The 17,818-nt window shown below is 42.7% G+C and carries 11 protein-coding genes and 1 pseudogene; 5 read left to right on the forward strand and 7 right to left on the reverse strand.

Translation table 11 applies throughout. From position 1 onward, the window contains the following. Positions 1–570 precede the first annotated feature (570 nt). The 4 genes and pseudogenes from V7K31_RS20205 to V7K31_RS20220 all read left to right on the forward strand — a co-directional run bounded on the left by V7K31_RS20205 (position 571) and on the right by V7K31_RS20220 (position 2,636). Complete coding sequence (locus tag V7K31_RS20205) at positions 571–1,113, forward strand: L,D-transpeptidase (protein ID WP_335096417.1); 543 nt, start codon at positions 571–573, stop codon at positions 1,111–1,113. A 159-nt stretch (positions 1,114–1,272) separates the two neighbouring features. Continuing rightward, positions 1,273–1,836: pseudogene (locus V7K31_RS20210) on the forward strand (Uma2 family endonuclease). A gap of 130 nt (positions 1,837–1,966) precedes the next feature. After that, positions 1,967–2,257, forward strand: coding sequence for a type II toxin-antitoxin system prevent-host-death family antitoxin (locus V7K31_RS20215; RefSeq protein ID WP_334866328.1), 291 nt, complete (start codon positions 1,967–1,969; stop codon positions 2,255–2,257). Further along, on the forward strand, positions 2,241–2,636 hold the full coding sequence (locus V7K31_RS20220) for a type II toxin-antitoxin system VapC family toxin (RefSeq protein WP_335096419.1): 396 nt from the start codon (positions 2,241–2,243) through the stop codon (positions 2,634–2,636). The genes V7K31_RS20215 and V7K31_RS20220 overlap by 17 nt, the downstream gene beginning before the upstream one ends. Here V7K31_RS20220 and V7K31_RS20225 read toward each other — a convergent pair whose 3' ends face one another. Continuing rightward, positions 2,637–4,235 carry an Hsp70 family protein gene (locus tag V7K31_RS20225; protein ID WP_335096421.1) on the reverse strand — a complete coding sequence of 533 codons (1,599 nt, stop codon included), beginning with the start codon at positions 4,233–4,235 and terminating at the stop codon, positions 2,637–2,639. 240 nt (positions 4,236–4,475) lie between these two features. On the opposite strand from V7K31_RS20225, the gene V7K31_RS20230 reads away from it, so the two are divergent. Beyond that, positions 4,476–4,916 (forward strand): helix-turn-helix domain-containing protein, encoded by a 441-nt coding sequence (locus V7K31_RS20230; protein WP_335096423.1) that lies wholly within the window; start codon positions 4,476–4,478, stop codon positions 4,914–4,916. Positions 4,917–4,987: 71 nt separating this feature from the next. Here V7K31_RS20230 and V7K31_RS20235 read toward each other — a convergent pair whose 3' ends face one another. From V7K31_RS20235 to V7K31_RS20260, 6 genes are all read right to left on the reverse strand, one after another. Next, positions 4,988–5,371 carry a response regulator gene (locus V7K31_RS20235; RefSeq protein WP_335096424.1) on the reverse strand — a complete coding sequence of 128 codons (384 nt, stop codon included), beginning with the start codon at positions 5,369–5,371 and terminating at the stop codon, positions 4,988–4,990. 97 nt (positions 5,372–5,468) lie between these two features. Continuing rightward, positions 5,469–7,511, reverse strand: a complete 2,043-nt coding sequence (locus tag V7K31_RS20240) for a GAF domain-containing protein (RefSeq protein WP_335096426.1) — start codon at positions 7,509–7,511, stop codon at positions 5,469–5,471. A gap of 577 nt (positions 7,512–8,088) precedes the next feature. After that, positions 8,089–9,126, reverse strand: a complete 1,038-nt coding sequence (locus V7K31_RS20245; protein WP_335096428.1) for a peptidoglycan-binding domain-containing protein — start codon at positions 9,124–9,126, stop codon at positions 8,089–8,091. A 240-nt stretch (positions 9,127–9,366) separates the two neighbouring features. Further along, the gene (locus V7K31_RS20250) at positions 9,367–10,659 is read right to left on the reverse strand and encodes a M16 family metallopeptidase (RefSeq protein WP_335096430.1); all 1,293 of its coding nucleotides are present in this window, start codon (positions 10,657–10,659) and stop codon (positions 9,367–9,369) included. 73 nt (positions 10,660–10,732) lie between these two features. After that, complete coding sequence (locus V7K31_RS20255) at positions 10,733–11,974, reverse strand: M16 family metallopeptidase (protein WP_335096431.1); 1,242 nt, start codon at positions 11,972–11,974, stop codon at positions 10,733–10,735. Between the two features lie 400 nt (positions 11,975–12,374). Next, positions 12,375–17,792, reverse strand: coding sequence for a trifunctional serine/threonine-protein kinase/ATP-binding protein/sensor histidine kinase (locus V7K31_RS20260; RefSeq protein ID WP_335096432.1), 5,418 nt, complete (start codon positions 17,790–17,792; stop codon positions 12,375–12,377). Positions 17,793–17,818 lie beyond the last annotated feature (26 nt).

Consider the following 17,818-nt stretch of genomic DNA (forward strand, 5'->3'; position numbering starts at 1 on the left):
TAAATAACAATAAATCAAGACAATTAAGTGATTCCCAGCAAGATTTTATGCTGGGAATCTTCGGAGTCGGAATTACTGAACTTGAAATAAAATATAAAAGAGGGCATTCAACAATTGTCCCAAAAAAATAAGCGTAAATCCTGACAATTCCTGTGTGAAATTACAAATGCAAATATGAATTCGGGGAAAATTTGCATTTAGGCATTTAAATGACAGATTTTTTGTAAAGGCTGTCCTTTGTAATTAGTCATTAGGAATGTGGATTAAACAAAATGCAAAACTTCTGTTTCGTAGGGTGCGTTAATCAAGGGCATAACGCACCATCACAATATTTTTGGTGCGTTACAGAAGCCGTAACACACCCTACGAATAAATCTGTGTTCCTTAGTCAATAACAAATGACAAATGTGCAAATGGGACGCAGATTAGCTTAGGACTTGTCTTGAGAAGCATTAGCGGATGAATTGCGTAAATCCTCGACAGGAAGCTAGTAGTCACTCTGGAAATTTGTAGTTTTCCAGAAAATTACTTCACTTCATGATTTTTGCGTAGTTTATAAGATGAGGCACAATGCAAACCTGGATTCGCAATGGTGGAATTCGTTCCTCTGGAACTTTTTGTACAAGCGTGGCGCTGATGGTGGTGACTTTATTCTCTTGGTCATCACCGTTAACTGGTACACCCAACTCGACTACAGCAACAGCCACGTCAGTTGATGAAAATAACATCACTGCATTTAATAATATCAGGCAAAGATCCCAATCTCGCTGGATTGAAATTGACCTGTCAGAGCAACGCTTACGTGCATGGGAAGGTAATAAAGTTATTCATTCATACCGCATTTCCACAGGTAAGCGCTCGACTCCCACACCCATAGGTAGATTTCGGATTAATTCTAAGTATCGCACTCACCGAATGCGAGGCAGTGACTACAACATTCCTGACGTTCCTTACACAATGTATTTCTACAGAGGCTATGCCATCCACGGTGCTTACTGGCATCACCGTTTTGGAACTCCAGTCAGCCACGGTTGCGTAAATTTACCTGTTACACAAGCTCGCAATCTTTACAGATGGGCTTCAATGGGAACTTTAGTAGTCGTGCGGAAATAATTCGTAATTAAGAGTTTCAATTACGAATTATCGTGATCATGAATTAATCATTGCTGGAATTCTTACCTTGATGTGTGGACAGGTGCGTTTACCGAGTCTAACGCACCTGTTCATATATACTGTTAGACTAAAAACATATCTTCGAGGGATTCAGGAGCCATGAGCGCCACAACTACTCAACGACTTACCCTGAAGGAATTTCTGAAGCTCCCAGAAACAAAGCCTGCAAGCGAATATATTAACGGTGAGATTATTCAAAAGCCAATGCCGAAAGGGAGACACAGCCGCTTGCAAGGTAAACTCGGTGCTGTAGTTAATCAAGTCACGGAAAATCAGAAGATTGCCTATGCATTTCCCGAATTACGGTGTACTTTTGGGGAGCGCTCAATTGTACCCGATGTAGCTGTATTTCAGTGGAAACGCATACCGTTCACCGTTGATAATGAACTACCTGATAATTTTGAACTTCCACCAGACTGGACGATTGAGATTCTTTCGCCAGAACAAAAACCCAACAAAGTAATTGGGAACATTCTTCACTGTCTAAAGTATGGCAGCCGCCTGGGATGGTTTCTTGATCCTGATGACTTCAGTATTTTGGTATTTCTACCAGAGCAACAGCCAGTGCTACTCTAGGGAGAAGATTTTTTGCCTGTATTACCAGAAATTGAACTTGTACTAACCGTCAATCAAGTTTTTCGATGGTTAAAGATGGGCGGCTAGAAATAACTCGGCTGGAATGAGAAGGTGCCGTAGCTACGCCCGTCGTAGACATCACTCTCTGGCGAAAACCAAATTATAGACATAAATCGTGTCTATAATAGGCATGATTATGAATAAAAGAGGTAGGAGAATGAATTGGAGAATTGCAGAAGCGAAACAGAGGTTCTCCGAACTAATTCATGCTGTAACGAAAGAACCGCAACTCATCTACAACCGAAATCAACTGGTAGCTGTTGTTGTTGAAGCTGAGATGTTTGAAGAATTCTTGACGTGGCGCAAGCAGCGCGAAAAGATTTCTTTAGCTGATGCCTTCAAAGAACTACGTCAGATAGCTGCTGAAGAAGATTATATCCTCGAAGTACCATCCCGCCAAGACCGTCCTAATTCTTTCGCTGATGCCATTGATGACTTTTCTCTGTGACACTAACATTATCAGCGAATTAGTAAGACTCCAACCTAACTCTGGTGTACTAAAATGGGCAGCATTAGCTCCCTCAATAGTTCTGAGTGCAATCACCGTTGAAGAAATATTTTACGGACTGACATTTAAGCCCAATTCTAGAATTCAAATATGGTTCGAGAGCTTTTTGGAAAATAACTGTGAAGTATTGCCCATCACCATTGAAATTGCGAAGCGCTCTGGTGAATTGCGAGGTCAACTAAGATTAAGTGGGAAAACACACACTCAAGCAGATATGATGATTGCTGCTACTGCTCAAATTCATCAATTGACCTTAGTAACGCGCAACATCCGGGATTTCGACGGTTGCGGTATCCCACTTTTAAATCCTTTTAGTTAATTAACTCAATTGTGCTACGAGTTGATTTTCCAAAAGTGTATTATTTGTTAACAAATCTTCAACGGTGATTCGCAAAAAGCGTTGCTCATCAACTTGAAAAAGAATTTTGATCCGATCGCTTCCAGGATATCCGGCTGGTGTCAGTTGGGCAATTGTCCTGGCACCTTCTTGATCGTTGAGGGGTTTGACGCTGGTTTCACTACTGTCCACACGGCGAGTAATTAAGCGATCGCCATCAAAATAAACTTCAGTATTGCCTGTATCTGCTCCCAACTCTCCCATAATTAATTCAATGCTGGGTTGATTTTCCACAGAAGCGCCTAAGACTAATTCCACTGGCTGACTCATTGGATATGCCTGTCCAGCTTTAATCAAAGAATGCCATTTGTGGCGCTGATTGCGGCGATCCCAGTAGCGGATACCATAACTATGATACAGAAAGTCTTTGATTTGTATCCCTTGAGCTAACTGTAATGCACCTTGAGCGATCGCTTCAAAAGGACGTTCGCAACGGATTTTTTCTGGCTCAAAATACTGTTTGATCCATGTCTGCACTGCTGGTAATTGCACTGTCCCACCAACTAACAAAACTGCATTAATGTCTGGAAGTTCTATCCCTTGGCGTTTTGCTTGCTGCAATAGTGTCGTCATCGACTCATCCAATAACTCAAAAAATGCGTGTTCTTTGAGGATATTTTCAAAAGTGTCGCGGTTTAGTTCCAGTTCATAACTTTCAAATGTCTCATCGTCAAAATAAACTTCACTAGCTTGGTTTTGGGTTGATAACTGAATTTTCACCCGTTCTGCCAATCTTGTTGTCAAGGGACTTACCGCCAATTCTTGAGTTCTAGCAAAGTAATCTACTAACCAATTATCAATATCAGTACCGCCCAAGTTTTGCCCAGCTTTCGCCAGGACACGGGCTGTTTTGACTTTTTGTTTTGAATCTTCAGCCAAAGACTTGTTACCCCACTTGAGGATAAATCCCAGAGGCTTTGTGCTTGCTTGCACACCTTGATCCAATCGGACAAGAGACAAATCCAAAGTACCGCCACCAAAGTCAATCACCAAGAGAATTTCTTGATCTGCCAAGCCATAACCCAAGGCGGCGGCTGTGGGTTCATCCAGCATCCGCACCTGTTCGACGGGAAGGGCTTGACAAACTTTCCCCAACCAGTGACGATAAGCTTCAAAACTGTCTACGGGTACGGTTAATACTAGAGAATCTAACCCACCTTGCAGAGGTGCTAGTTGTTCAATCACCTGAGTCAGAAACCATTGCCCTACTTGTTCAAATGTGACAATTTGCCCATCTAGTTCGGGTAAGAAACCTTGGATATCTGCACCGATGCCCCGCTTGAAGCTGCGGAAAAATCGCGTTTCGCCTTTGAGGTCAAGACCGCGATCGCGTACTTGTTGCCCGACTAAAACTTTATTTTGGGCTGCGTCTTCAACATAAACCAAGCTGGGAATCAGTGGCGGATTGAGACTTTGTTTAATTGATAAACCTGGTAGAGTCAGGGTTTCAGGCTGCTGGGTAACGGGGTTCCAACGAGCAATGACTGTGTTGCTAGTACCAAAATCGATTGCGATCGCCATATTTTATATTTATTATCTCGCACGAAGAGGCCAAAGCTGCTTTATTTTTGATTATTCTCTATAAAGTCACCAAGAATGCAAATGCGCCCAGATGCTTGCTTCTTTGTATCCCAACCCAGATATTAATTTAGTCCGTTCTGGTGCAGCTAGTCTTTATCTCTCCTCTGATGTCAAAACTAGTACTCTGTCAAATACATTTTGACAGATACTGGGAGATATATTTCCGGCAATATATAAGCTATGCCCGCAAAACGATACATTGTCTCTCTGACTTCTGAAGAACGCCAAAGTTTAGAAAAATTAACCAAAACAGGTATTGCCGCCGCCGCCAAAATCAATCACGCTCATATCCTGGTGAAAGCAGATGTGAATCATCCAGATGGGGGATGGAAAGATCAAGCTATCAGCGATGCTTTCAAGATTAGCACCAGAACCATTGAGCGTGTCCGGCAACGGTTTGTGGAAGAAAGTTTAGACGATGCCCTTGTACCCCGTCAGCGACATTCATTAAAGTTGCGACGGCTAGACCGAGAAGCAGAAGCTCATTTGGTGGCAAGGGAAATAAACAACCCATTTCAAATCAACGAAACGCTTACGCTGTATACCTATTTGACCCAACTTTTGAGAGGCTGCGCCAACGACTTCGCTCAGGATCAACGCCGAGCAAAGTCGAGGCGTTGACTTCCGCCTTGCCGTACTAGCCCTTTTTGTCCCCCCGCAAGATTTTTTTCTCATTCATACAAAAAACCAGATCAGGTGCCAATAAATTTTCCTACAGCTTCTCGCAATTGTTCAGCATCAAAAGGTTTGATCAGATATTCTGTTGCACCCGCCAGATGCCCCTTCACTCGGTCGAAGGGGGAATCTTGAGAAGTCACCATAATCACGGGCAAATGCTGAAACTGGGGTAGGCTTCGCACTGTGCGGCAAAACTCCAACCCATTTACATCCGGCATCTGTACATCCAACAGTAAGACTGAAATCCGTTGATGATAAATGATTGACAGGGCATCAACCGCGTTAGCGGCTGTCATCACTTGATAACCCGGTTCTAAGGCTCGTTTAATCATTTGATGAATCACAGGGCTATCATCAAGCGCGAGAACAATCGGTAAGCTTGTCGTACCATTTGACATACTTTACACTCGATGAATCAATCATCGTTGGTCATTTACTCTAGCATTCCTAAAGCAAAACTTGAACAATCAATATTTTGATAATTTTATACACACTTCAAGTACTTTTAAGCAGAAGCTGAACCGGAATTTGAATCCAGAACTCGCTACCTTTCTCCAGTTCTGATGAGCATTTTAAAATGCCACCATGTTTTTCAACCACAATTTGATAGCTGATGGACAGTCCCAATCCGGTTCCCTTACCAATTGGTTTGGTGGTGAAAAATGGATTGAACAGTTTTTTCTGGGTTGTTTCTGTCATCCCAGAACCATTATCTCGAATTCGAATCACTACACTATCCGCGTAGGAGAGTTGGGATAGATGAGAACTATCCGATTTTTGTCTACTAATGAGTTCTGTTTCAATGGTAATGATGGGATTAGGGGTTTCATCTAAAGCATCGATCGCGTTACCCAAAAGATTCATGAATACTTGATTCAATTGCCCCGCATAACAATCAACAGGCGGTAAATTTTCGTATGCTTTAATCACTTGTATCTCAAACTTGGCACTGGTGAATTTCAAGCGACTTTTCAAAATCAACAAAGTGTTGTCAATCCCTTCATGGATATCCACAGGTTTCATCTCAGCTTCATCCAGGCGCGAGAAATTCCGCAGAGACAAGACAATTTGCCGAATTCGTTCTGCACCCATTCGCATCGACGATAATAGATTGGGCAGGTCTTGTCTTAGGAAATCAAAGTCCATCGCCTCCATCTTTTCTTCAATAGCAGCAGTCGCATTTGGACAGGTTGCCTGATAAAGATCCAATAATTCCAGCAAATCCTGGACATAATCGGTTGCATAAGCAATATTGCCGTTAATAAAGTTCACCGGGTTATTGATTTCGTGGGCAACTCCGGCAACCAATTCCCCCAGGCTCGACATCTTCTCTTGCTGCACCAGTTGCATTTGGGTTTGCTGCAACTGGCTCAGTGCGTTCCCCAGATAGCTTGCCTGAGTTTGGGCAGCAAAGGCGGTTGCTTGAGTTTGGGCAAGCAGTTCTGCCTGATCAAGGGCGATCGCCACTTGATCGGTGACAGCTTTGAGTAACCGGACTTCGCTATCAGTCCATTGGCGAGAACCGCGACAGTGATGGCAAATAATAGCACCCAATTGACCAGAATGGGTTCTGAGTGGCAGCAACAGCAACGAGCTTACTCCCAGTTGGCGCAGCAGGGAGTGATCCTCCGGGGTGAGTGCCTCTGAGGTAGCAGAAATATCTTCAATCCTTAGCATATCTAGATTTAAGATGGTTTTTGCCAGAATGGAGCCTGGCCCAAGGGAAAGTTCTCCCAGCGCCATGCAAATCTCTGGGTTAATAGCTTCGTGAGTCACCATAAAGTTGAATTGATCTTTGTTGGGCAGACACCATACAAAGTCACAGCGATCAACTTGCAACAGAGTATGAATCTCATTCACCGCCGTTTGTAAAATCGTGTCCAGATCCAGAGAATTACGGATTTGAGTTGCCAGATTAAACAAAATTGAATCTTGTTGACCAAGCAATTCCTGAGTCATCAATTGCTGTTTTAGTTGTTTGATTTCCGGGATTATTTGACGCAGCTTCGTGGTGTTGCGCTTTAGCTCAAACTGCGCCATTGCTTGCTGGCTGAGTGTCTGCAATCCTTTTCGTTGTTTCTGGTTCAGGTGACGCAGTTCGGAGTCCATGACGCAGAGTGTACCCAGGACGCAACCGCCAGCCGTTACCAGTGGGACTCCGGCATAAAACCGGATATTGGGAGCATTTATGACGAGGGAATGGGTGGCAAAGTCGGGATCAGCCAGGGTATCTGGAATCACAAAGACATCTGACTGGCGAATGGTGTGGTTACAAAACGCGATATCTCGTCGAATTTCTGTTAACGTGATTCCGACCTTAGACTTAACCCACAGGCGATCAACTCCGATAAAACTCACCAAGGCCATTGAAGTTTGACACAGATCAGCCGCTAGTGCTGTCAAGTCATCCAATGCCTGATCGGGTGCGATATCCAAACTCTGAAACTGATATACTGCTTTAAGTCGTGTCAGTTCGTTGGTGCAGGGCATCGTTGTACAGGAAAGTATCGAATCAATTAGTAATTCCGAAATTTTCATCGTTTTTTAATTAAGGCGTGATTGAGAAGGAGTGAGAAGATGCTGACTGCTGATTTCTCAACTCTGGCTCACACTGTAATGATTCCCTCTGCTCTCCTAATATTTGCAGGCATTCACAAATTTTGTAACAATGCGACTGAAACTGAACTTGAAGAAGAATTCAGAAGTCAGATTCCTATTGTTCTCTCGTTCTTATGCAGAGCATATTCGTAACAACTTAAAGTTACGGTTCATTTATCAATAAGCAATCATACTTAAAATATTGCCCAAATCTGGGTAAAAAACATAATTTTTAGCTCGGCGATCGCTAGCCTTTAAACCCATCATGATGTTTTTGTGCTGAAAAGTCAGTATGGAAGTGAATTTAATACCTTATTTTCCACTACTGTTCAAGGATAATTACGAATTGACAAAATTTTTTATGTCTTAAGTTGTCACCAATGTGCAGAGCATGGGAACGAGGAAAGCCTCATCAAGCTAGGTTTTTGAATTTTCCCCCTTCCCCCGTCGGGAAGGGGTTAGGTTTAACGCGAGCTTTTCCACATGACCTGAATTGTCAGATTCTGTTTCGATAAGGCTAACGCCGCAAAAGAACCTCCCAAGTAGAGCCACCAACTACACCGTCAGCTTCTAAACCATACCGCTTTTGTGCAGCTTTCACAGCTTCCTCGGTTGTTACGCCAAAATCCCCATCGGCATCGCCTTTCAAGAAACCAAGCTTTTTCAGTTGTTGTTGCAACTTAACAACTTCAGAACCACTCAACCCTAAACGCAAAATTGGCAATCCTTCTGAGGTGTATTGAATACCAGGGGTTCGCTTAGTAGTTGTGTTTGACTGAGCTCGAGTAGTTGATGTAGTACGATTCGGTGTTTTCTGTGTCCTGGAAGTTGTACCTTTTTTTGGTGTAGCAGGTTTTGGCTCAGGGTTGGTCGCAACAGCTTTTTTTGGAGTAGGTTTTGGTTTGGGGCTAGTCGCAACTTGTGTTACTGCTTTTTTTGGTATAGTAGGTTTTGGTTTGGGGCTAGTCGCAACTTGTGTTGCTGCTTTTTTTGGAGGGTTGGAGTTGGGATTTGCAACGTTGGTGAGGTTGCTAGCCTGGGTTGGAACAGGAAAATTCGTGGTTGAGTTAAATCTTGGCTGGGATGAAGGAACGGTTGATGCTGCTACCGGTTGATTAGGGAAAAGTCGTTGCCAAGTGCTGGCATCAACAATGCCATCTGGGTTTAAGCCAGCTGCTTGTTTAAAGCGGGAAACAGCACTGGCCGTCTTCTCACTATATACACCATCTACGGCACCAGAGTAATAACCCAAAAGTTTTAAAGCTCCTTGAAGTTCAGACACGCGTTCGCCTTGACTACCAACTTTCAGGGTAGGGCGGTTGATGTTATCTCCAGGATTTGCTTGGGCAATTTTTTGTGGTGCAGCTATTGATACTACAGCCGTTGAGGCAATCAAGAGAGGTGTAGTGGAGAACAAGAGTATTTCAATAGCTGATAAAGATTTAGAGCGTTTTGTCCACCAACCTTTTTGCCGTTTTTCCATCTTACAGCGATTTACAGTTGGATCTAGTAATTTTAAGTAACTCAAAATACTTGCTCTCAGGCTGCCTTGCATGGAATTTACTCCCAAATTATTCTCATGCTAATGGTACAGCCGCTTGGTCTAAAAAACAGCTGCATTTACGGATGTCTCCGACGGTCACTGAGCTTGCCTGCCCTGAGCCTACGTCGTACCCCTACGGGGAAGCGTAAGAGCGTCTCGTAGAGAAGGGTCGAAGTGCGGGCATAGCTGCGGCACATAATCCAATACGCTTGCTCCCTAACGCTTCTCAAAAAAGGGAGAATTAAAGCAAGTCTATGCGTAGGCGCAGCCCGTCGTAGACATCGCTCGATTAATTGCTTCTTCTTGACCAACTAAAGACAAGTAAGGTGATTTTAAATACTTACAGGCTGAAGCGATCGCATCCTTGGCACTCACAGCCGCAATCAATTCTTGAAACTTTGTGTCAAAATCAATTCCTAAGCCCAAAATTTCATACCAGCCGTATATTTGAGCAATTTGCCCATTCGTTTGTTTACCCAAGGCATACTGCCCCAATATCTTATTTTTAGCAGCTTGGAGTGCGCTTTCAGATATTTCAGCAGTAGATAATAAATCTACTTCTGTCCGCAGTCCTTCTAGGGCGATGCTGGTGTTCTCCGGTGCTGTACCCATGTAAACCACAAATGACGCTGGAAATAGCCTTGTGGAGTAAAAGGCGGATACTTCGTAAGCTAAACCTCGTTTTTCCCGCAATTCGACAAACAAGCGACTAGAAAGCCCATTTCCCAAGTAGGTACACAGCAACTTCAGTGGGGCGTAGTCAACAGAACTCACCGATGTTCCCAAATAACCAAGCATCACGATTGATTGTTGTGTCTGTACTGGCTTCACCCTCACCTGCGGTTCCACCCTAATTTCAGGTAAATTTAGTATTGGCAGTGCTTGGGCTGGCGCTTGCCAATCAGCAAAAACTTCTTCCACTAATGCTATTGCATCTGCGGGTGTGACTCTACCAGCAATACTAATTACTACATTATCTGGACGAAAATAAGTCTGGTGATACTCCACTAAATCAGCACGGGTTAAGCGGCTCATGGTGGTTTCATCTCCCAGTACTGACATAGAGTATGGATGATTTTGGTACATTACCTGTCGCATTTGTTCAAAGGCGACATTGAAGGGTTGCTCTTTTTGGGAACGAATATCTTGGAGTGCTAAACGCCGTTCTAGTTCCACTTGAGTTTCGGGAAAAGTAGGCGATCGCAAAATCCGCCCCGCCAATGTTAAAATTTCCGCAAAATCTGATGTTACCGTTTTGAAAGATAGCAAAAAATAATCAGTACTGGCATCTGCACTCAAACTCGCTCCTACAGACTCGACAATTTCGGCAATTTCCAAACTAGAAAGACCATCGCATCCTTTTGTCATCACTGCTGATAGCAAATGTGCTAACCCTGCTTGCTCCCGGTTTTCGTGACAACTACCCGCACGCACAAAGATTCGGACCGCAATAATGTCAGCAGCAGGGTTTTCTGCCACTAGCCCGACAATGCCATTTTTCAATACGGTGCGATGGATAGGTGATTTTTGCAGCAAGGTTGTCATTTATAATTTGTCCTTTGTCCTTTATCAAAAACTAATGCCCAATGCCCCATGCCCAATGCCCAATGCCCAATGACTAACACGGTTTAAGTACAGTAACCGCATAATTTTGCGGCGAGAGATACTGTTTAGCTAATTTTTGCAGTTCTTGGGCATCAAAAGACTGAATCTGTTGGGGATATGTCACAGCTAATTCCGCTTTGGCGATCGTATTGTAATATCCATAAAGCCCTGTTAGCTGATTTGGCGTTTCGGTAGAAAACGCATACTCATTACATAGCAACCTGCGTCCGCGAGCAAGTTCCTGTTCACTAATTCCTCTACTCTGCAAATCATCCAAATGAGCGCAAATTAAGGACTCAACTTCCTCCAGATTTTCTGGTTCCAACCAGGCAGTAATTGTAAATAAACTTGATTCCCGTTGTAGAGAAAAACTACTGCAAATTCCCTGTACCAATTGCAAATCTTCTCGCAAATCGCGCACTAAACGCGAAGTCCGCCCTTCTGCCAATAACACCGACAACAAATCTAAACCATAACCAGTGCGGATTTCTTCTACTCCGGGTACCAGCCACGCCATCAACAATCGCGCTTGCTCAATGCGTGGTAAACACAGTTCTTCACGCTGAATACCTGTTATCACTGGCTTTGCTACTTTCTCAAACTGCGGACAATTCGAGCGTTCGGCAAAATCAGCAAATGAATGATTTACCATTTCCCAAGCTGGTTGCTGGGCTATACCCCCGGCAATTACCACCGTCATGTTTTCCGGTTGATAGTGAGTGCGGTGAAAACAGCGCATTGCTTCTGGTGACTGCTGCATAAGTTCTTGCTCAGTACCCAGCACCGAACGTCCGTAAGGATGATGTTGATAGATGCTTTGAATCAGAGCTTGGAATCCTATCCAGTCGGAATCGTCATTACAAGAGCGAATTTCCTCTAGCACCACGTCCCGTTCGCGGCTAAATTCATCTTCTGGAATTGCCGCATTCAGCAGTAGTTCTCCCAAGTAGGGCAGAGTATCTTTTAAATAAGGGGCAGCTGTGGTGAGTGAATAATGAGCATAATCATAGCTTGTCGCCGCATTACTTACGCCCCCACGGTTTTCAACTTTATAATCGAACATTCCAGGGGGTAGCGTCGCTGTACCTTTAAAAATCATGTGTTCTAAAAAGTGCGCCATGCCGAACCAGGGTTCTGGCTCTAGGCTTGCTCCAGCACGCACCCAAACATCCGCCACAACTACAGGAGTAGTGGGAATTTCTTGATGAATAAACGTTAAACCACTGTCTAGTCGGAAGACCGAGCCTGGAAACACGGTATTAGTTAGTTGTTTTAACAATTTTTGTAGCTTTAACCACAATTTCAGATAATTTTGTTATCTTAACTCTGAACGATACCTAATTTAGAATCAAGTTATACAGATTTTGTAGAATTGTGTTGTTGCTGTTCTCCACACTACCGAGAAATTGGAAGCGTTAGGCATTGAGAGGAAAATCGTTCTACTCCTGTCTCAAGAAGGGATTTAATTCCTCTTGCCATCTCAAAATAAGCGAACGTACAGCACAGGTAAGTAGGTAAGCGTAATTAAATATAAGATCAAACCTCACCCTCAATCCCTCTCCTTATTAAGGAGAGGGAAGCCGGAGGCAGGGTGAGGTATTATATTTAATTTGACCCACTTACTTATCTACTTCTTGAAATCAGAGTAGTAGCCATTAAGATACTGGAATCTCAATGACAAATTCTGTTCCTTCGCCCAGCACAGAATTGCAACTCAACCGCCCATTGTGGGTTTCCTCGACAATTTGACGAGCGATCGCTAATCCTAATCCCGTTCCTTTCCCCACCTCTTTAGTTGTAAACAGGTGGTTAAAGATCCGCGTTCTAATCTCCTCTGGCATCCCCTGACCGTTATCTCTAATGCAAATTGTTACCGTGTGTTGGTCACTGGATACTTCGGTGTGAATCAGTATTTGCTGATGCTCGGCTTTCACTTGGGCAAAAGAACGCCCCTGAATAGATGTATCTAAGATATCAATTGCATTAGCGAGGATGTTCATAAATACTTGATTTAACTGTCCTAAAAAGCACTTGACAGGCGGTAATTTTCCATATTCGGTGATGACTTTAATCGCTGGACGTTTTTCGTCAGCTTTCAGGCGATACTTCAAAATCAACAGCGTACTCTCAATTCCTTCATGGAGGTTACAAGCAACTTTTTCGGTTGTATCGGCTCTGGAAAAGGTGCGGAGACTGGTACTAATGTCTCTAATCCGTTCGGAAGCTACCTTCATTGAGCTTACGAGCTTTGGTAAGTCCTCAGACAAGAATTTTAGGTCAATTTCTTCGCTATGCTCAATGACTGCGATCGCAGGAGTGGGATAATGTTGTTGGTAGGATTGGATATGCGCGAGTAAGTCTTGAGTATACTCTTGGGCATTGTTGAGACTGCCTTCAAGAAATCCAAGAGGATTATTAATTTCATGTGCCACCCCTGCAACTAAATTGCCCAAGGTTGCCATTTTTTCATTTTGCACCATTTGTAGTTGGGCTTGCTCAAGTTCTTGCAGCGATCGCTCTAACTCTTGTCCATAATTTTGAGATTCTTGATAAAGACGGGCATTTTCTAGAGAGATGGCAGCTTGGGTGCATAGCAGTTGGATAACTTCAATGTGATCGCGAGTAAATGCACCAATTGTGAACGGATTTTCTAGATATAGCAGCCCGATGATTTTACCCTGATTTAATATCGGCATACACAACACACTCTTAGGTTTTTGCTGCATGAAATATGAGTCGGCGATAAAATCAGTTTGTGCTGTGGCATCATCTAACACAACAGTTTTTAAGCTGCGTTTGACAGAGTTTACCAGTGTAATCGGAATGCATTCGCTGGTTGACAATGGTACAGATACCAGAGTGACTCCTTCATTGATGCTGGCTACAGCCTCAACCACTAAGTTGCCCTGTTGGAGTATAAGCAGGGCAGCTTTTTGTGCCCCAGCATTTTCCATCACCACTTGCAAAAGAACAGTGATTAATTGCTCTAGTTGAATTTCACTGGAGAGAACTTGTGAAGCTTTAAAGATGGTGGCAAAATCGAGGGCTTGATAAATACTGCTGCTAGAAAGGTTTCTGTGGATGGTTTGATATGGGAATGATAATGTATCGACAGTTGAACTCAGTTGAAAGTGATTAAGTTGCCCTTGTAAGATGGGAGCCAGAAGTTGAGGATAACGTTTTTCTAAGTCCTCGGTTTTGGCTTTAGCGCCCCAACGGGCATAGCAATAATAAGCTTCTTGCATATAAATTTGAGCGATTTTTTCTTTGCCCCAGTCAAGGTAGAACTTGGCCGCGAGTTCATTGCTCAAGGCTTCTTCTTGGATATATTCGTTTTCTTTAGCCAGAGAAATGGCGCGATCGTACAGTTCCATTGCTGCCATCTTTTCGCCCAAAACCCGATGGCGTTCTGCTTCCACCAAATCAAATTTGTGCTGGAAATTCATCGGTGCAAATTTGGCTCGAAACTGTAATTTTTCCTGGTTTTCGCTAACCTTTAAGAGTAATTGCTCCTGTTGAGACGGTTCAGCCGTTAGATAGATAGCAAGCCGGGACAAAGAATCGTAGTAGTAGAAGACTGGCACAGATAGCATTCCTGGGACACCGTTGAGGTATTGATCTCCCTGATTTGCATTCTCAACTGCCGCCGGAAAATTCTCAAACAGATAACTGAGTGTTAACTTATTTAAAAAAAATATATGGGGTGTTAATTCGTCTTCTTTGAGGAGCGCAGATAAAAGTTGTTCTTCTTGACAATATTCACCAATAAGTAACTCTGGATTATTGCTATATTCGGTTAGATTTTTAATGCTTTGACAGACTATATTAGACCAATTTAATAAGCGCTGGTTTTTGGCAAAATGCAACTTGTAGGCTTTAATATCTGCTAGCAGGATTTCTAAAACTTCTTTGCCACTTAAATAGACATAGAAGAACTTGAAAATCATGGATGTAAGCACATGAAAAAAATCGCCTGTCTCTAATCCAATAGTATGAGATTCCTGTAATAAACTTATTGAGGTGCGAACATGTTGTTTATTATATTGATTTAATGCAGCTACCTTAAATATAGTCATGCTTTGAACAGATTTTGCTTGAAATCTATCTACAAGCATTAAAGCTAGCTTACCAAATTCGTAGCCTGACTCCAGTTGGTTGCAAGCATTAAGTACAATTCCAAAATCTGCATACCCTGGTGCAGAAAGTGGTGCATTGCCGTATTTAAGAGATAAATTCACTTCTTCGCAGGCCAAAATTGGAAACAGATACGAGCAATTCTGGTGGATGGCGGGAGCGATACTAGCCATAATCCGCAAAGCAACTAAAGCTTTGGGATCATCCATCAATGGCAAATCAATTAAGCCCTCAATACTTCTACCGGCCAATGTAGAGAGCGTGTTTAATACATATTGCTGAATGTCTGAAGGTGTTACTGATTTAGGTAATGTTACCCCAAGTTGCTCGAGAAGTTCACGCCCAGTTACGATCGCTTCTAATGATTGATCCCGCAACTGATAAGCTTGAAGTTGAACTTCATAAACTTTCACTCTATCCAGTATGGTGGTTGTTTCTTGGATGACAACCTGGATCAGAGATTCCATCTGCTCAAATTCATTGTTGAGAAAGGCAGCTTCGGCGGCTTCTTCGTATAAATTTAGAGTCAGTTCGTAGGCGATTTCCCAACTATTAATCGTCAACAGCTGCATTCCATAATTGAGGTAATGAATTGCTGCACCATAAGCGGTAGCTTCTTTCGCTTTTCGACCAGCATTCAGATTTAACTGAGCTAATTGTTGACGTTCAGTCGGCTGGGTAATTAGTGTTATTCCACAATTTAACTGACTGACAATCTCAAAAAGTCGCTCCTCTTTCTGAGACTCAGAGGTATTTTGTAAGAGTAATTGACCAATTTTCAGATGGGTAAATTGTTTCTCTTCATCTGGAATCAGCGAATAGGCAGCTTGCTGGACACGATCGTGTAAAAATTTGTAGATTGGGATTTGGAAATTGGAATTTAAGGGGTTTGAGTTAGAATTATGCCCACTATCTTGAAAGAATTTATAAACTTCACTAGTAGGTAAAACTAACCCTTCTTGTAAAGCTTTCCATAAAGATGCTGCCGTTTCGGTTTCACATTGTTCAGAGACGATTGCTAAGGTTAGCAAATCAAACTGGTTGCCAATGCAGGCGGCTAATTTCAACATATTTTGCGTTGCTGCTGGCAACTTCTGCAATTGTAGCGCTACGAACTTTACGACATCATCCGTGAGGGCGAGTGCCTTCACCGCAGCAATACCACATTGCCAGTACCCTTGATCAAAATTAAAACTAATCAGTCTATCTTCATACAATGCTTTAAGAAATTGCGTTGCAAAAAACGGATTTCCCTGGGTTTTTTGATAGACGAGTTGTGTTAGAGGTTGGGCAATTTTATCTGAACAACTCAAGGTATCAACCACCAATTGATTTAAACTGGCTTGACTTAACGGAGCTAAAGTAATAGTGTGAATCGTGGCATTGGCTTTGCGAATATCGGCTAAAGTCAACATCAACGGATGCGCTGTAGATACTTCATTGTCTCGATAAGCCCCAATTAAAAGTAAACATCCACTTGCTGATTCGCTCATCAACAACTGCATCAATTTGAGTGACGCTGAATCAGCCCACTGCAAATCATCGAGGAAAATTACTAATGGATGTTCTTTTGTGGTGAATACCTGAATGAACTTTTGGAAGAGTAAATTGAAGCGATTCTGGGCTGCACTGGGTAAAAGTTCCGTTGCAGGTGGTTGTTGACCAATAATTTGTTCTAGTTCGGGAATTACCTCAAGAATGACTTGCCCCTGCTCACCCAGCACTTGTAAAATTTTATTTTTCCAAGTTGACAATTGGGCATCACTTTCACTCAGCAATTGCCCCATTAAGTCTCGAAATGCCTGCACAAAAGCAGAGAAGGGAATATTCCGATTAAATTGGTCAAATTTGCCTTTGATGAAGTAGCCTCTCTGCCGAGCAATGGGTTTATGAACCTCGTTAACCAAAGCAGTTTTACCAATACCAGAAAAACCAGCTACCAGCATGAGTTCTGTCTGATTGTTGATAACGCGGTCAAAGGCTTTTAGCAGAGTTTCGATTTCATACTCACGACCATAGAGTTTTTCTGGGATAATAAAGCGATCGCACACATCCCGTTGAGCAATTGGGAAACTCTCAATTTTCCCTGTTTCCTTGAGTTGGTCTAAACAAATTTCTAAATCATATTTTAGCCCGAATGCACTCTGATAGCGGTCTTCGGCATTTTTCGCCATCAATTTGCTAATAATAGATGAGAGTACAGGCGGAATTTGGCGATTAATCTCATCTACTAAAGGCGGAAGTTTGGCAATATGACAATGTACCAATTCCATTGGATCGTGCGATTTAAATGGTAATTGCCCTGTTAGTAATTCGTAAAAAGTTACACCCAAAGAATAAAAATCAGTCCGGTAATCAATCCCCCGATTCATCCGTCCAGTTTGCTCTGGAGACAAATAGCCGAGTGTCCCTTCTAGCACATTAGGACTCATCAAGATTTGAGTTTCTCGTGGTAGCAGAGATGCAATACTAAAGTCAATTAACTTAACTTCTTTAGTTTCTGGATGAATTAAAATATTGGCAGGTTTAATATCTTTGTGAATGATCCGATTACGAATTAGAATATCTAATGTATTGCACAGAGCGATCGCAATTCGTAAAAACTCCATCAGAGATTCTACGTTTTCCCCCACTCCCCATTGCCCACTCCCTATTCCCCATTCCTTCAAGGAAATTCCCCCAAAGTCTTCCATCACTAACGCATAGCCATTCTGATAGGGTTCCAAGCTGTAGGTTTGGATGATTCCAGGTAGATTCAGATTTTTGGCGATGGTGAACTGGTTGCGAAACTGTACCAATTCACTGAAGCTGGGATAAGCAGTTTTCATCAGCTTAATCACCACAGATTTCTGGTCAGTTTCTCGATTAGCGCCATAAACTAAGGTTCTCGAACCGTTGTATAGTTCTTTGCTAACCTGATATCCGGGAATGCTGACCATACGGCTTAATTCTTGAGACTTCAGTA

This window comes from Nostoc sp. (genome assembly GCF_036917675.1).
Classification (GTDB): Bacteria; Cyanobacteriota; Cyanobacteriia; order Cyanobacteriales; family Nostocaceae; genus Nostoc.

Coding starts and splice junctions, on each gene's coding strand:
- V7K31_RS20205 (WP_335096417.1), top strand. CDS start 571: ATGCAAACCTGGATTCGCAATGGTGGAATTCGTTCCTCTGGAACTTTT.
- V7K31_RS20250 (WP_335096430.1), bottom strand. CDS start 10,659: ATGACAACCTTGCTGCAAAAATCACCTATCCATCGCACCGTATTGAAA.
- V7K31_RS20235 (WP_335096424.1), bottom strand. CDS start 5,371: ATGTCAAATGGTACGACAAGCTTACCGATTGTTCTCGCGCTTGATGAT.
- V7K31_RS20230 (WP_335096423.1), top strand. CDS start 4,476: ATGCCCGCAAAACGATACATTGTCTCTCTGACTTCTGAAGAACGCCAA.
- V7K31_RS20215 (WP_334866328.1), top strand. CDS start 1,967: ATGAATTGGAGAATTGCAGAAGCGAAACAGAGGTTCTCCGAACTAATT.
- V7K31_RS20245 (WP_335096428.1), bottom strand. CDS start 9,126: ATGCAAGGCAGCCTGAGAGCAAGTATTTTGAGTTACTTAAAATTACTA.
- V7K31_RS20220 (WP_335096419.1), top strand. CDS start 2,241: ATGACTTTTCTCTGTGACACTAACATTATCAGCGAATTAGTAAGACTC.
- V7K31_RS20260 (WP_335096432.1), bottom strand. CDS start 17,792: ATGGTCAGCATTCCCGGATATCAGGTTAGCAAAGAACTATACAACGGT.
- V7K31_RS20225 (WP_335096421.1), bottom strand. CDS start 4,235: ATGGCGATCGCAATCGATTTTGGTACTAGCAACACAGTCATTGCTCGT.
- V7K31_RS20240 (WP_335096426.1), bottom strand. CDS start 7,511: ATGAAAATTTCGGAATTACTAATTGATTCGATACTTTCCTGTACAACG.